General features: G+C 64.3%; 13 protein-coding genes. 4 read left to right on the top strand and 9 right to left on the bottom strand.

Annotated elements, in window-relative coordinates; all coding sequences use genetic code 11:
- Entirely contained in the window at positions 1-858 is an 858-nt protein-coding gene (locus BLT08_RS06755; protein ID WP_090304216.1) for an SDR family NAD(P)-dependent oxidoreductase, read from the bottom strand.
- A 244-nt stretch (positions 859-1,102) separates the two neighbouring features.
- On the opposite strand from BLT08_RS06755, the gene BLT08_RS06750 reads away from it, so the two are divergent.
- The gene (locus BLT08_RS06750) at positions 1,103-1,819 is read left to right on the top strand and encodes a helix-turn-helix domain-containing protein (protein WP_090304213.1); all 717 of its coding nucleotides are present in this window, start codon (positions 1,103-1,105) and stop codon (positions 1,817-1,819) included.
- A 113-nt stretch (positions 1,820-1,932) separates the two neighbouring features.
- Positions 1,933-2,544 (top strand): hypothetical protein, encoded by a 612-nt coding sequence (locus tag BLT08_RS06745; RefSeq protein ID WP_090304211.1) that lies wholly within the window; start codon positions 1,933-1,935, stop codon positions 2,542-2,544.
- A gap of 100 nt (positions 2,545-2,644) precedes the next feature.
- Here the strand turns inward: BLT08_RS06745 and BLT08_RS06740 are convergent, their stop codons facing one another.
- Both BLT08_RS06740 and thiC read right to left on the bottom strand, forming a co-directional pair.
- Positions 2,645-3,544 (bottom strand): PhzF family phenazine biosynthesis protein, encoded by a 900-nt coding sequence (locus tag BLT08_RS06740; protein ID WP_090304208.1) that lies wholly within the window; start codon positions 3,542-3,544, stop codon positions 2,645-2,647.
- Between the two features lie 91 nt (positions 3,545-3,635).
- Entirely contained in the window at positions 3,636-5,126 is a 1,491-nt protein-coding gene (gene thiC / locus BLT08_RS06735) for a phosphomethylpyrimidine synthase ThiC (protein WP_090304205.1), read from the bottom strand.
- A gap of 138 nt (positions 5,127-5,264) precedes the next feature.
- On the opposite strand from thiC, the gene BLT08_RS06730 reads away from it, so the two are divergent.
- Positions 5,265-5,987, top strand: a complete 723-nt coding sequence (locus BLT08_RS06730) for a class I SAM-dependent methyltransferase (RefSeq protein WP_090304202.1) — start codon at positions 5,265-5,267, stop codon at positions 5,985-5,987.
- A 35-nt stretch (positions 5,988-6,022) separates the two neighbouring features.
- On the opposite strand, the gene BLT08_RS06725 is transcribed toward BLT08_RS06730, so the two are convergent.
- Positions 6,023-7,345, bottom strand: coding sequence for a chymotrypsin family serine protease (locus BLT08_RS06725; RefSeq protein WP_090304199.1), 1,323 nt, complete (start codon positions 7,343-7,345; stop codon positions 6,023-6,025).
- 134 nt (positions 7,346-7,479) lie between these two features.
- On the opposite strand from BLT08_RS06725, the gene BLT08_RS06720 reads away from it, so the two are divergent.
- A complete protein-coding gene (locus tag BLT08_RS06720) occupies positions 7,480-8,178 on the top strand; it encodes a phosphoribosyltransferase (RefSeq protein WP_090304197.1) in 699 nt (232 codons plus the stop codon).
- A gap of 107 nt (positions 8,179-8,285) precedes the next feature.
- Here BLT08_RS06720 and BLT08_RS06715 read toward each other — a convergent pair whose 3' ends face one another.
- The 5 genes from BLT08_RS06715 to smc form a co-directional block, all read right to left on the bottom strand.
- Entirely contained in the window at positions 8,286-8,477 is a 192-nt protein-coding gene (locus BLT08_RS06715) for a hypothetical protein (protein WP_090304194.1), read from the bottom strand.
- Positions 8,478-8,641: 164 nt separating this feature from the next.
- Positions 8,642-10,105: an MATE family efflux transporter gene (locus BLT08_RS06710; RefSeq protein ID WP_090304191.1), complete on the bottom strand. Its 1,464-nt coding sequence runs from the start codon at positions 10,103-10,105 to the stop codon at positions 8,642-8,644.
- Positions 10,106-10,179: 74 nt separating this feature from the next.
- A complete protein-coding gene (locus tag BLT08_RS06705; protein WP_245724170.1) occupies positions 10,180-10,833 on the bottom strand; it encodes a DUF8108 domain-containing protein in 654 nt (217 codons plus the stop codon).
- A gap of 92 nt (positions 10,834-10,925) precedes the next feature.
- Complete coding sequence (locus BLT08_RS06700) at positions 10,926-12,110, bottom strand: segregation and condensation protein A (RefSeq protein WP_090304188.1); 1,185 nt, start codon at positions 12,108-12,110, stop codon at positions 10,926-10,928.
- Positions 12,103-15,690 carry a chromosome segregation protein SMC gene (smc, locus tag BLT08_RS06695; RefSeq protein WP_090306033.1) on the bottom strand — a complete coding sequence of 1,196 codons (3,588 nt, stop codon included), beginning with the start codon at positions 15,688-15,690 and terminating at the stop codon, positions 12,103-12,105. Before smc ends, BLT08_RS06700 begins: the two co-directional genes overlap by 8 nt.
- Between the last annotated feature and the right edge of the window lie 93 nt (positions 15,691-15,783).

The raw sequence follows: 15,783 nt of genomic DNA, 5'->3' as shown, positions 1-15,783 counted from the left end.
TTACTCGTACGTTAGCGTCATGCCGCCATCAAACACTAGGTCGCCGCCGTCGAGGTGGCGGCCGAGATCGGAGAAGCCGATCAGGTAGAGGTTGGCGACGTCGACCGGTTCCATCATCTCTTTGACGCGGGACTGGCCGAGCATCACGTCCTGAATCACCTCGTCGACGGAGATACCGCGTTGTTCTGCGGTGTCCGCGAGCTGGTCCGTCACGAGCGGGGTCTTCACGTAGCCGGTGCTGATCGAGAACGCGCGAATGTCGCCGTCGCCTTCGGCGGCGATCGACTGCGTGAGTCCCCGAAGGCCGAACTTCGAGACGTTGTACCCCACCTTGTCGCTGGTGACGTAGTGGCCGTGAACCGAACACATGTTGCCGATACAGCCCCGTCCGTCCTCGGTCTCCCGGAAGTGTGGCATGCAGAGCTTCGAGAGATAGAGCGGCGCTCGAAGCATGATCTCGTGCATTCGATCGTAGGTTTCCATCGGAAAGTTCTCGATCGAGTCGATGTGTTGCATCCCCGCGACGTTCGCGAGGTACTTGAGATCGCCGTACTCTGCGGCCTCCTCGACGATCCGCTCGAGGTGAGCGTCGTCGGTCAAATCCCCCACGATCGATTCGATATCGCCCTCGAGACCGAGCTCCTCGCCGCGTTCGATCGTCCCCTGAAGGCCGTCCTCGTCGATGTCCGTCGCGGCGACCGTGAGTCCGTTTCCGGCGGCGGCGAGGGCCGTCGCTCTGCCGATCCCCGATCCGCCGCCCGTGACGAGACAGACGTTCCGACTCGTGAACGCGTCGTCGTCGATTGATTGAATATCGTCTTCCGTCACCGTCGGTGGGGTCACCTGATCCTGAGACATAGCTTTCGCTCGATGTACGTTACCTTGGCACGCGCTAAAAGCCGTCCGTTAACATATCAACGGTCGTTTTCGCTTGCAGTTCGTGCCGGTGTCTGCACAGCGGTGCAATTCCCGAAATTGGCTTCTTGGCTCACGTTCGAGAGAAACTGCACCGATCTGTCATTGATACTGGTACATTCGAGACATAGGGATATGATTACTGATGGTAAATATTAAGACCTTGTATGTGATTTCCCACCTAGTAATGATCGATCTCGATATCGACATGCGACAGTACGATTGTCCGTTCATCGACACGACCGATGACGTCGATATCGCCTTCTCGGCCGTCCAGTGGCAACTGGACACCGACGACGAAACACTCGAGACCCGGCTCATCGCGAAAGGGGAGACGGCCGGGGCACTCGAGACCGGACTCCGCGAACTTCGCGAGCACCCGAACATGACGGAGTGTTACATCCTTTCGAAGCGCGACGCCGTCGCCCAGATCGGCACGACGATCGAGGAGACGAACGCGATGCGAACGATCGATCGGAACGGCGGCTACATCACCGGCCCGTTCCGGATCGAAGACGGCCGCGAACGGTGGCACGTCGGCTTCGACGACGACGGCGACGAGGATCGCACGCTCGCCGAACTCGAGCGACACAACGACTTCACCGTCGAGGATCGCGACCAGCTCGGCCCGACAGCCCTGTTCGACTTACTGGAGAACTCCGATAGCGCGATGCGACTGCTCGAGGGCTGTCGATCTCTCACCGAGACCGAACGCACGACGTTCGAGGCCGCCTCCAGAGCGGGCTACTACGAGACGCCGCGCGAGACGACGCTCGAGGAGTTGGCGGATCACTTCGATATCTCGAAGACCGCCGTCTCGATGAACCTCCGTCGGAGCGAGCGAAAGGTGCTGAAGGCGGCGTTGACGGCGCTCGAGAACATCGACGACGGCGGAGCGCACTGATTTTCACGCCGTCGTCGACGCTGTGTTAAAATCGCAACGGAACGCCACAGGAGGTGTCACTACCCGACCGTATCGGTCAAAGCGATTATACCGATCTGGTGACTGTCTCCGGCATGGATCTCGATCTCAGCCATCCCGTCCGGTGGGCGATCATCTACCGGGCGCTCACGGTCGGTGCGCTCGTAGCCGGCGTAGCGGTCGTCGCGTTCGGGTTCATCGCCGGCTTTCGAACGGCGCTCCTCTTGCTCTTCGCGGACCCGTTGAATCCAGGGCCCGCGATCGAGCAGGCGAACCCGTCGATCACGCTGCTGTTCTGCCTGCTCGGTATCGTCGTCTGGCAGTTCGGTAAGGCGTACGCGCTCTTTTTTACGCTCCCTCGTGCGTCCGGCCGCGCTGCGGCCCGCAAACTCGGCTCGAAGGGACGGTCGCGCGTGACGCTGAAGAACCTCGACGAGCGTCTCGCCAGTATGGAGGCCGAAATCGCGGAGACGAGGCGGGAGATACAGGCGTTAGAACGCGGCGAGACTACTGCGGCGTTCGACGAACGCGACCTCCTCGAGTCGGACTCCCGGCCTGCTCGGTCGAGCGACGAGACGCGACGCGACACGTCGACTGGCGACGCGAGGGACCGATCAACATCCGAGCCGGTTTCGACGCCGCGGTCCTCGGGTGTCGCATCCGGCAGGAGTCGTGCGGACGACGTCGAACGCGACGAACGCGAGTAATACGATCCGCGACCGACACATACTGTCTGCTGTAAGTCATTTCCGGTGAGACCGCGATTCGCCCTGCGGTCCCACCGACAAACCGTTACAGCAAACCGTATCAAGCCTCGAGAATCTCGTCCTCGTCGTCCTCGGGGACGACCAGCGAGCCGTCCAGGACGGTCACGCCGCGCCCGCCGACTTCGACTGCGCTCCCGACGCGCGCCCGGACCAGCCCCGGGCGGTCGACGTAGTGGCCCTGCTCGAGGCGGAGTTCGTCGGGAAAGTCGTCGTCGAACGCGCCGAACCGGTCGAGATACGCGCTGACGGAGCCGCTCGCGGTGCCGGTGACCGGGTCCTCGGGCACGCCGGCTCCCGGGGCGAACATTCGGCCGTGGAGCGTCGACTCGCGGTCGAGCGCGTCGAACGTGAAGAGGTAGACGCCGGTAGCGTCAACCTCCTCGGTCAACTTCTCGATCGCGTGCATATCGGGATCGGCGCTTCCGAGGTCCGAGAGGTAGGTGATCGGGACGATCAGGAAGGAGAGGCCGGTCGAGGAGACCGCGAGCGGAATGTCGTCGCTCGCCCCTTCGAGGGCCGCCTGACCGACGCCGAGCGCGTCGGCGACGCGGCCGTAGCCGACGTCGACCTCGCGAATTTGCGGGGTGTCCTGCGTCATCCAGACCGTTCCGTCCGACTCGAGTTCGATCTCGAGTTCGCCGACGTTCGTCTCGAGGGTGTAGGTCCCGGCCTCGAGCCCCTCGTCGTGGAGGTGGGCGAAGCTGCCGATCGTCGCGTGCCCGCAGAGGTCGACCTCCTGGGTGGGGGTGAAGTACCGAATGCGATAGTCGGCGGTCTCGCTCGAACGAAGGAACGCCGTCTCGCTGACGGCCATCTCGGCGGCGATCGACTGCATCTGATCGTCGGAGAGTCCATCGGCCTCGGGGACGACCCCGGCGGGATTCCCCGCCATCGGCTCGTCGGTAAAGGCGTCGACCTGCAAGATCCGAATCGTGTCCATACCTTCCCCGTGGGACGACCAACGTATCAATCTGCTGTCCTCGGCATTGTCGTGGCCGCCGATCCGGACGGCACGGTTCCTCGACCGATTCTCAGTCGTCGCCGGCCTGCTCGACGGACTGACTGTCGTCTCCGACCGCCGATAGAGCGTCGGAATCGTGCGTCCCGACCGGCGGGCGATTCACCTCGGCTGCGGGGGAGGCCTCGAGATCGGTCGTCGACTCGAGTCGGTTCATCTCGCCGCCCTCGCGTGGCTGGTCGGATCCCTCTGGACTCTGACCGCTTCGAGAACCGCGGCGCGATTCTCGAGCGTCTCGATCGATCCGCATCGAACAGAACTCGACGCCGCACATCGAGCAGAAGCGGGCCTCCTTGTAGTTGTCCTCGGGGAGCGTCTGGTCGTGATAGTCGCGGGCGCGGTCGGGGTCGAGCGCGAGGCCGAACTGCTCGCGCCACTCGAAATTATAGCGGGCCTCCGAGAGCGCGTCGTCCCAGTCGCGCGCGCCGGGGCGTTCGTTCGCGACGTCGCCGGAGTGGGCGGCGATTCGGTAGGCCGCGAGTCCGTCGCGGACGTCCTCCTCGTCGGGGAGCCCGAGGTGCTCTTTCGGGGTAACGTAGCAGAGCATCGCCGCGCCGGCCTCGGCGGCCATCGCGGCACCGATGGCACTCGTGATGTGATCGTAGCCGGGCGCGATGTCGGTCACGAGCGGGCCGAGGACGTAGAACGGGGCGCCGTCACAGACTTCCTGCTGGCGCTCGACGTTCTCGGCGACTTTGTGCATCGGAACGTGACCCGGCCCTTCGACCATCACCTGTACATTGTACTTCCAGGCGCGACGGGTCAGTTCGCCAAGGGTGTCCAACTCGGCGTACTGAGCCTCGTCACAGGCGTCGGCCAGCGACCCCGGCCGGAGACTGTCCCCGAGGCTGAAGGTAACGTCGTGCTCGGCAAAGATCTCGCAGATCTCGTCGTACACCTGAAACAGCGGGTTCTGCTCGCCGTGGCTCACCATCCACGACGCCATGATCGACCCGCCCCTGGAGACGATTCCCGTCTTGCGGCCGTCGGTCAGCGACAAGTGCTCCGCGAGAATGCCGGCGTGGATGGTCATGTAGTCGACGCCCTGCTCGGCCTGTTTCTCGATGACCTCGAGCAACAGCTCCGTCGTGAGTTCCTCGGGACCTCCCGCTCGCTTTACCGCCTCGTACAGCGGCACCGTGCCGATCGGCACCGGCGAGTGGTCGACGTGCGTTTCGCGTATCTCGTCGAGATCGCTCCCGGTGCCGAGGTCCATCACCGTGTCCGCGCCGTAGTGGACCGCGGTGTGGAGCTTTCGCAACTCCTCCTCGAGGTCGCTCGTCGTCTCGCTGTTGCCGATGTTCGCGTTGACTTTCGTCGCGAACTCGCGGCCGATGATCATCGGATCGAGCGCGTCGTGATTGACGTTCGCCGGAATCACGGCCTGTCCCTCGGCGACCTGTTCTCGGACGAACTCCGGCTCTCGGTTCTCCCGTTCGGCAACCCGTTTCATCGCGTCGGTAACCGTCCCCTCGCGGGCGGCTTGGATCTGTGTTTGCGCCATTGACAACTAGGTTGTATCATCGAGTTATATAGCTCTGACGTTGGCCGTAGATCGCGCGAACAAACACTGGTAGCACGCCGTCGAACCCAGCGCGGAAGATGTACAGATTTGTATGCGAACGGTGTATCTGTGCGTTTAATGCCCGAGACGCCGGACCACCCAATAGCCCAGCGGGCCTACGAGGAACTCGCGGCGGGGTACGACCGCGAGGGCGATACGAAGCCGTCGAACGCCTATCTCGAACGGCCGGCAACGCTCTCCTTGCTCCCCGAGACCGAGGGGAAACGCGTTCTCGACGCCGGATGCGGTGCCGGTCACCTCGCGGACGAACTCGCCGATCGCGGTGCGACCGTCGTCGGTCTCGACGCGAGTCGCGAGATGCTCGCGTACGCACGGGGACGGGTCCCCGATGCCGACTTCCTTCGGGCCGATCTCGAGGGAGAGCTTCCGTTCGCTGATAATGCGTTCGACGGCGTCACCAGTTCGCTGGCGTTTCACTACGTGAAAGAGTGGGCCTCGCTGTTTCGCGAACTCCGCCGGGTCCTGACTCCCGGCGGCTGGATCGTTTGCTCGGTGCAACATCCCCACGCCGACTTCGAGGAGTACGACGACGCCGAGAACTATCACGAGCTGGAACTGGTTTCGGCGACGTGGGACGCCTTCGGTAGCGAGGTCGACGTTCCGGCGTACCGTCGCCCGCTCTCCGCGATGCTGTCCCCCGCGCTCGAGGCCGGGTTCCGGCTCGACCGACTGCTCGAACCGACGCCGACGGAAGCGTACCGCGAGGCGAACCCGGAACGGTACGAGTACGAGGCGACTCGTCCGAACTTCCTCTGTTTTCGCCTCGTCGCGCCATCCTAACACACTGCTGACGTCCGTAGCACGCCTCCGACCGCTCACTCGAGCGACCCGACGGGTCCACCGCGAATCCGAACCGTCAGCGAGTCGTCGACATCGTCGGGGACCGAGACGAGAATACTTGCCGTCGCTCGTCCTCGAGATCCATCGCCGTCGCCGTTCTTCGGGACCGTAACCGTCGTCCGCTCGTCCTCGATGGCGAGCCAGTACGTCCCGGGCTCGGCACCGACGGTGACCGCAGCCTCGACGCGCTCGCCGGGCCGAATCCGATCCTCGAACCGAATCGACTCGAGCGAGAGCGACGACGGTTCGAGGTCGACCGAGACGGTGTGATCGAGCGTCGTCGTGTGGACGGCGACCTCGTCACTTCCGTCGGTACTGCCGTTCGCGTCCGGCTCCGCCGTCAGAATCTCGACGCCGAGTTCGGACTCGACCAGTCCGATCCGGTTGCAGATCGTCTGCTCGGCAGAGCCGGCGAAGAGCAGGCCGACGAGCGCACCGTCCTCGAGAAATACCGGCGACCCGCTGTCGCCGCCCTCGGACATCGAGCCGGTGACTAACTGCTCGCGAAGCAGTACGGGCCCGTGCTCGTCGCCGAAGTTCACGCGAACGCTGGCGCTCGTCGCCTCGATTTCGGCATCCGTCACGCCCGTCGTACGCCCCGTTTTCGTCACCGTCTCGCCACGTAGTGTCTCGTAGTCATCGCGGCGAACGCCGGTCGGCCACGCATCCTCGAGTTCGAAGTAGTCGGCCGCGTCCCGATCCGGGCCGGCCGACCGAGCGGCGACGTCGACCCGAACGCCCTCTTCGATGGGGACGTAGCCGACGAGGTCGCCGACCGCGTCGTCCTCGGTGCCGCCGTCGCGAGGCGAGGGTTGGCGGATCGGCGCGCCGGGGTCCGCTTCGTTCGAGCGGGCGTAGACGTGGTTGTTCGAGAGTCGAACGAGGTCTCCCGGCTCGATGTCGTCGCGCCAGACGACGTCTCCGTCGCCGGGATCGGTCACTCGAGCCGGGTAGGGACCGGCGGTTCCCGCCGTCAGGTTCGCGTTGCTCTCGCTGACGCCCGCGGGCACGGGTCGGTGGCGTCCCTCGCGTCCGGGTGCGGCTTCGGGGACCGTCTCGTAGATCGACAGCGCGTCGAACCCCTCGCGCTCCTCGCCGTAGCCCGCGTCCACGACGTCGATGGTCACGTCGTCGCCCGCGTCGGCGACGCGCTTTGCGACGTGGTCTTCGTCGGCGAGACAGTCGTCCGACTCCTTCTGGGTGACGAAGACGGTTACTCGGTCCTCCCGCTCGTCGTAGTCGACGCCGATCACGTTCTTGCACTCGAGAAGGTACTCGTAGTCCTGGGTGGTTGGCATGGGCTATTGCACCGTTCTACACAATATCCTAACCGCTACGTATTGAATTTAATCGAACGCGACACGCAGTGAGGACGGCGGGTTTCAGCCCACTTATGAGCGTCGCCACCCTGCGACCGAACAGGTGCCAACAGATGTCCGATCTACCGGACGATTTCGACTGTACGATCACTACCTGGGAGTACATCTACGGCCTGTGTCGCGACGTCGGCGACGAGGTTCGCGACGATGCCTTCGAACCCGACGTCGTCGTCGCGCTCGCCCGCGGGGGCTGGTTCGCGGGCCGCTGTCTCTGTGACTTCCTCGGGCTGGACGACCTGACGAGCCTAAAGATGGAACACTACGTCGGGACCGCCGAGAAGAGCGGCGAACCCACCGTCCGCTACCCCATGCCGGAGGGCAGCGTCGAGGGGAAGGACGTCCTCATCATCGACGATATCGCCGACACCGGCGGCTCCATCGAGCGCGCCCACGAGTACGTTACCGACCGGGGCGCCGGCGAGGTTCGAACCGCGACGCTCCAGTTGCTCGGAACCAGCGAGTTCGAACCCGACTACGTCGGCGAACACTTAGACGAGTGGACCTGGATCGTTTACCCCTGGAATTTCATCGAAGACATGGTCGATCTCGTCTCAGGCGTGATGCAGCAGGCCGAACAGGAGTCGTTCACGCAGGAGGAGATCCGTCACTATCTCGCCGAGTTCCACGGCATCGATCGCATCGAGATGGAGATCGCCCAGCCGAACCGGGTTCCGGAAGTGCTAAACGAGATGGAGCGACGCGACGTCCTCGAGTCCGCCGGGCCGGGCGAGTGGACGCTCGGCGACGACTGACTGCGTTTACGCGCTGGGCGCGATTGCCTGGCGGATCGACCGGATCCGAACGCGACCGTAACGCCGTGACTCGAGGCGGCCGCGTTCGACTCGAGGCCGGACGGAGCTTACGGCGACCCGAGCGAGGGCGGAACCTCGAAGGCGACGACTTCGTGGTGCGTCTCCCGGTGGTGATCCGTGCCGATCGCCGTCGCGCGCTCGCGACCGTCGGCCGCGTGTTCGAACGAGCAACTCTCGCACGTCACCAGGTACTGCTTCGGTCCGTCGTCCACATCGGTTGACTCCCTGTTCGTGAGCATACGCTCTCGTACATCACCACCCTGCTTGAGGGATTTTCCAAACAGATTAGGGTTGAAGGAAATGCAGTACGTGTTCGTGGTTGAGAGGTCGTGCCGTCGCATCGATTCCCGCTATCGGTTTCGACACCGTTTCGAACGGATAGATACCGAATCCAACGCGTCCGTTACTCGGCGACCGATTCGGCGTCGCTCGAGTCGGTCGCTCCCGTCATCGAATCCGTCCCGCCGTCGCCACCATCGTCGAGCAGCGACTCCTTCCACGTGCCCCGCGTAAACCACGCGACGGCGGCGATTGCGCCGACGATATCGCCGACGATGACGCCGGTCCAGATCCCCGTCGTTCCCCAGCCGGCGACGAAGATCAGGTAGTAGGTGACCGGCACGCGAACGACCCAGAGACCGAGAACCGCGAACGCGAGCGCCGTCTTCGTGTTCCCAGCACCCCGGAACGCGCCCTGAATGACCTGCATGACGCCCATGAAGACGAACGCGAACGCGGCAAACTGGAGGTAGGTGACGCCGTATGCGAGGGTCTCGGCGCGGCCCGCCTCTTCAGCCGTGAGGAACACCGCGACGAACGGCTCCGGGAAGAGGAAGGCGAGCGCACCGGCGACGAACATGATCCCCGCGACGACGCCCGAGGCGATCCAGGTCGCTTTTTCGGCTCGTTCGGCCTTGCCAGCGCCCAGGTTCTGACCGACGATCGAGTCCGTCGCCTGTCCCACCCCCATCGCCGGCAGGAACGCGAGCGAGATCAGCCGGTTGCCCAGCCCGTAGGCCGCGACGACCGCCGGCGGGAAGGTGACGACCATCGCGGTCATACCGACCAGCGCCAGCGCCGTCATCGACTGCTCGAGCGCCGTCGGGACGCCCAGCCGGGTGATTTCGGAGACGTACTCGAGGCGCGGACGGAGGTGGCCGAACTCGATATCGGGACCGACATCCGTGTAGTACAGCAGGTAGAAGCCGATCAGCGTCGCGATCCCGCGAGAGATCACGGTCGCGACGGCGGCGCCGGCGATCTCGAGGCGTGGGAGCGGCCCGACGCCGAAGATGAGCAGCGGGTCGATCACGAGGTTGATGATGACGCTGATGAACATCACCCGCATCGGCGCGCGGGTGTTACCGTACCCTCGCATGAGCGCGGCGAAGACGAAAAAGCCGAAGACGAAGGGCACGCCGAGGAAGAAGATCTGGAGGTAGTCAGCCGCCAGCGGGAGGATCGCCTCCTGGGTGTCGCTGTCGGCGGGGAGGACGTCGAGCATCGGCTGGGTCGCGAAGTAGCCGATAATGCCGAGGACGACCGCGACGATCGAGATGAACGAGATGGTCTGACCGGCGATCAGACCCCCCTTCCCGCTGTCGGCACCCGTGTGCTGGGCGATCAGGATCGCGCCGGCCGTCGTGAAGCCGGCACCGACTGCGATCACCAGAAAGAGCAGCGGAAAGGCGAGGCTCACCGCGCCCACGGCGTCGGGCGAGAGCGCACCGAGCCAGAAGGTGTCGCCGACGTTGTAGGCGACCTGCAGGAGCTGGATGACCACGAGCGGCCACGCCAACTTGAACATCGGCCGGACGAGCGACCCCTCCGTGAGATCACTCTCGTCCGGCGACTCGCCGGAGGACATACTACCTGCCTATCGCTCGACTTACTTGTTTTCTCGTGAGGTGTGATATCGTCAACCACTATCGTGCACACACATTAATACGAGTCGCCGCCGTCGAAGGCCCGCTCGACCTCGAGCGCCGTCCGCTCGTCGTTGAGGTCGATGCGGCGGACAATGTCGGTTCCAGGCCCCTTGCCGGCCTGCTGGGTGTATGTGGTGTCACCGGCCGAATGTGTCCGTTCTGTCTCTTCCCTCGAGTTCCCCGACCCGCCCGCTCCGGGCGCCGACTCGCGGGTCTCTCGTGATTCGGAGCCGCTTGCGACGTCCGGGTCGGCCTCGAGGCAGTCCGGACAGAACTCGTTGTCTCCCCACGCGAGCGTGTGAACCGGAACCCCGAGAACGACGAACTGACGCGCGTAGCGACGGTGCGTTCCGTCCTCGATCACCGCCTCACAGCGAATGCACTGCCGCCGATCCGACGCGAAGCGCTCGTCTTCGAATCGGTACTCGATTCCGAACGTGTGGGCCGGATACAGCGGGAGTCCCTGAAGTGTCCAACACACGAACAGCGTCCCGAAGAAGAGCGCCATCGAGAGCCAGACTGCGGTGCTCGAGTCGACGAAGACGAACGGGCCGACGAGCGACCCCGCGAGGGCCCCGACCGGGAGTAGCCGCCGCAGGAGGGCAAACGTCTCGACGCGGACGCGAAAGGCCGCGTCGTCCGGTCGCGCGTCGGCTGGTCTGGACATCGACCCGACGTTCGAACGGCGCTCGGTAAACGTTTGTGGCAGTTCCGCAGTCGGTTACCCACGACCGCCCGTCAGTTTCACCTCCGCTCGAGTCAGTCCGCAACCGCTTCGGTCGCTTCCGTCTCGACCGTCGCGTCCTGAACCCAGAGATCGCCGAACAGTTCGTCCTGCTCGAGGCGCACCCGGCCCCGGTGGGCGAGAAAGAGGAGTGCCAGGTAGGTCATCACGCGAGTGCCGCCGATACCATCGATTTCGGCGTACAGCACCTCCTCGCGGCCCTGTTCGTACTGGGACTCGAGTTCCGACTCGACGTCGTCGATGACCGCTTCGATGTCCTCCTCGTGGGTCGTGTGGGTGACGTCGTCGCTCGTCGGCTCGTCGTCCACCCGGAAGTCGTCGCCCGAGTGGTAGTTCAGCTCCTGCATCCCGCGGTCGTAGCCCCGCGGCGAGTCGCTCGTGTCGTAGGTTCGGGACTCCTTCCACCAGGTGCCGCGTTCGGCCCCGCGCAACTCCCGCACCAGTTCGTCGAGCGTTTCGGGCTTCCCACGGGCCTGCTTGCGCTCGAGGCGACGTTCCATCTCCGCCTCGAGGCCCTCGACGGGGTCGAAGCCGGGCGGGCCGCCATCGCTGCCGTCCTCGCCGCCGTCCATCGGTCCCTCGTCGGCGAACGGCGCCTCCCACGGTGGGAGTTCATCCTCCTCGGGTTCGTCGGGAGCGAACAGTTCGTCGCTTTTCATCCGCAGAAGGACGCTCGCGTAGAACAGCGCCCGACCCGAGGTGCGGAGGTCGGCGTCCTCGATCGCCTCGAGGAACTTGTCCGTCACCGCGACGATGTCGATGTCCCAGGGGTCGATCTCGCCGTCCTTGGCGAGTTGGACCAGCAGTTCGACGGGTTCGACCTCGTCGTCTTCGTCCTGCCCGTCTTCGACGTCGACATCCCCGCCCAGGTCGTCGTCTTCGGAGAACTCGAGGACCGATCCGTCGCCCGGCGACTCGGGAGCGTCGCTCGAGTTAGATCCCGGCGGCTCCCGATCCTCGTGACCCGCGATATTCAGCGGAATGTCGTCCTTCCCGCCGTCCGTATAGAAATCCTCATCGCGCCGTTCGCTTCGTCCACCCTTCGCGTCGCTCTCCGTTCGCGTATTCGAAAACTCCGTCTCCGTCGCCGTCTCCGGTTCCTCGGGCCGTTCGCTTCGCTCACGGTTCGCGTCACTTTCCGTTCGCGTATTCGAGGATCCCGTCGTCGCCTCCGGCTCCTCGACCTCCTCGTTAGTCACTCGCTGGCACCTCCTCACCCTCGTCGGAGCCGTCGCTCAGGTCGATGCCCGTTACCGCGCTGACGTTGTCCTGTTGCATCGTGACGCCGATCGCTCGCTCGGAGCGGTCGAGCATCGCGCTGCGGTGGGAGACGACGACGAACTGGGCCTTCTCGGAGAGCTCGTCGACCATCTCGCCGATCCGGTCGGCGTTGACCGCATCGAGGAAGGCGTCGACCTCGTCTAACGCGTAGAACGGCGCCGGATTATGTCGCTGGATGGCGAAGATAAAGGCGAGCGCGGTCAGGGACTTCTCCCCGCCGGACATCGCGTCGAGGCGCTGGATCGGCTTGTCGCCCGGCTGGGCCTTCATCGTCAACCCGCCCTCGAACGGATCGGCCTCGTCCTCTAAGTGCAGCGTTCCGGTCCCCTCCGAGAGCTTCTCGAAGATCTCCGTAAACTGAGCGGCGATCTCGTCGTAGGAGTCCATGAACGTCCGCTTCTTCTGGGTCTCGTACTGCTCGATCCTGTCGCGGATGCCCTCGGCCTCCTCGACCAGCGTCGCCCGCGCGTCCTCGAGTTCCTCGAGATCGCTCCGGACGTCGTCGTACTCGTCGATCGCGAGCATGTTCACGGGCTCCATCGCCTCCATGTCCGCGGTGAGGTACTCGATCATCTCGAGGACCGTCTCGTGATCCGGCACGTCCTCGGGGTCGTAGTCGCCGACCTCGCTCTCGAGGCTCTCGATCTCCCACTCGAGGTCGCCGACTTTGCTGCGGGTGTTTTCGAGTTTGCTCTCGACGGCGTTGACCCGGTCCTGTTGTTGGTCGCGGCTCGTTCGGGCCTCGGAGAGCTCCTCTTTGAGGTCACCGCGCTCGTCTTTCAACTCGGCGAGTTCGTCCTCTAAGTCCGCGACGGCTTCGTGTTTGCCCTCGAGCGTCTCGCGTTTGTCCTCGATCTTCGCCTCGTACTCCTCGATCCGGTCTTCGTGCTCCGCTTTGCGGTTCTGAGCCGTCTCGATGTCGTCGTGGAGGTCTTCGATTGCGTCCTCGGCGTACTCCTTCTCTAAGCTCAGCTCGTTGAGTTTGCTGTCGATGTTCGAGATGCGGTCCTCGCGTTCGTCGACCTCGGCTTCTAACTCTTCGATCTGTTCCGTAAGTTCCGGAATCTTCGAGTCGGCGAGTTCGGTCTCGAGTTCGTCGATATCTGCTTCGATTGCCTCGACCGCGGCCGTCTTCTCCTCGATCTCGCCCGAGATCTCGGTCATCCGTTCGTCGACGGACTCGCGTTCGTCCTCGAGTTCCGCGAGGTCGTCCTCGAGCGTCTCGATCTCCTCCTCGACGGACTCGCGTCGCTCCGTGAGACTCTCGAGGCTGCTCTCGATCGAACGCACCTCGTCGGCCGCGTCGGTCTTGCGGTCGCGAGCGTTGTCGAGTCGCTCCTCGACGTCACGCAGTTCTTCGCGAAGTTCCTCGCGTTCGTCCTGTAACTCGGTGATCTGTTTCGCGACGCGCTCGAGTTGGCCCTCGCCGCCCCCGGTAAAGGAGTAGCGGGACCCGCCGCCCGAACCGCCGGTCATCGCGCCGCTCTTCTCGACTAAGTCGCCGTCGAGGGTGACCATCCGGTAGTCGCCCATGTACGAGCGGGCGGTCTCTAAGTCCTCGACAACTAACGTGTCGCCGAGCACGTAGGAAAAGACGCCGGCGTACTGTTGATCGAAGTCGACCAGATTGTATGCGAAGTCGACGATACCCGGGTCGCTGGGCGCGTTAGGAAGCCGCCGCTGGCTCATGTCCGTCATCGGGAGGAACGTCGCCCGCCCCGCGTTGCGCGACTTGAGGTGGTCGATACACTGCTGGCCGATGACGTCGTCGGAAACGACCACGTTCGCGAGTCGCCCGCCCGCCGCGGTCTCACAGGCGACGGCGTACTCGCCGGCAACGGTCCCCAACTGGGCGACCGCGCCGTGGACGCCGTTGATCCCCGCGTTGAGGATGGTCGTCACCGCGCGACCGAAGGAGGAGTCGCCGCTCTCGCCCGCGTTGGCCTCGAGTTCGGCGTACTCCTGTTGTTTCGCCTGGATGTCGTCGTCGACGTCGTCGACGTCCGACTGGAGGCGTCGTTTCTCTCCCTTGAGGTCGTCGACGACGCCCGCGATGTTCGCGCGGTTCTTCTCCGCCTTCTCGAGCTCTCGCTCGAGTTCGGAGCGCTTGCTCTCGATTTCGGGGATCTCCTCGCGGCGCTCTTCGATCGTCGCCTCCTTCTCGCTGATCTCGTTCGAGCGCCGGCGCGCCTCGTCCAACAGGCGGTCCTGCTCGCGCTGGAGGTCGTTCTTGGTCGTTTTTGCCTCCTCGAGATCGTCCTTCCGGTCGGACAGATCCGCTTTGAGCTCGTCGAACTCGGTGTCGACGGCGTCGATCTCGGCCTCGAGTTCGTCGCGTTCGGTCTCGCGCTCTTGAATCTCGCTCGTGATCGAGGCCTTCTCGAGTTTGTGCTCGCGCATCTCGTCGCCGAGTTCCTCGATCGTCTCCTGTTTGCGGTCGATCTGGACGAACGCCTCGCGGCGGTTGGATTCCGCCTCCTCGATCGCCTCCTCGCTGGCTTCGATCTTGTCCTCGAACCGCGAGATCTCGCCTTTGATCTCCTCGATCTCGCTTTTGATTCGCAGCTGCTCGTCCTCGCCCTTCCGCTCGATCTCGGCGTTCAAATCCTCGAGGTCCTCCTGCAGGCGGAGCACCGTCCCTTCGCGCTCGTCGAGTTCGCGCTGGAGTTCTTCTAAGTCCTCCGCGAGCCCCTCGGCTTTCGACTGGGCGGATTCGAGATCCGCGCGCTTCTCCTCGAGTTCGCTCGCCTTCTTGTAGCCCTCGTACTCCTCCTTCTCGCGTCGGAGCCGGCGGTAGCGCAGGGCCTCTCGTCGCTCGTCCTCGAGCTGGGCGAGTCGGTCGCGTTTCTCCTCGATTCGCAACTCGGCCTCGTCGATGCGCTCCTCGACGACCTCGAGTTCACCGAACGCGTCCTCCTTCTTCGCGTCGAACTCGGCGACCCCCGCGATCTCGTCGATGATCTGCCGGCGTGCGTGGGGCGTCATGTTGATGATCTCGGTCACGTCGCCCTGCATGACGACGTTGTATCCCTCCGGCGTGACGCCGGCCTGGGCGAGTAAGTCCTGGATGTCAGAGAGATTGACCGAGCGATCGTTGAGGTAGTAGTAGGAGTAGTAGTTGTCCTCGGTCTCCTTGACCCGCCGGCGGATGCGAATCTCGTCGACGTCGCCGACGTCGTCGCTGCCGGCGGCGTTGACGACCTGCGTCCGCTCGAGGGTGTGATCGGAGTTATCTAAAATCACTTCGACGGTCGCTTCGCGCGGGCCGCCGGAGTCGTTACCGTCCTCGTGACCGGGGTTGTAGATGAGATCGGTCAGTTTCTCCGCGCGGATCCCGCGCGTTCGGGCCAGTCCGAGCGCGAAGAGGACGGCGTCGATGATGTTCGATTTCCCGGAACCGTTCGGTCCCGTGACGACCGTGAAATCCTCGTAAAAGGGTATCTTCGTCTTTCGGCCGAAGCTCTTGAAATTGTCCAGAACGAGTGCCTTGATATACATTCTCTTCTCGAGCCCTCCGTCTCTCCCGGGGATCGTGACGAGTTTCGTCGCGGGGTCGGCTGCCGTCGACACCGTCGACGGTCGACCGCGGCC

The organism is Natronorubrum texcoconense, assembly GCF_900100335.1.
Taxonomy (GTDB): Archaea; Halobacteriota; Halobacteria; order Halobacteriales; family Natrialbaceae; genus Natronorubrum; species Natronorubrum texcoconense.
Note: the sequence above shows the minus strand (reverse complement) of the source record. Positions and strands in the feature narration are given on the sequence as shown.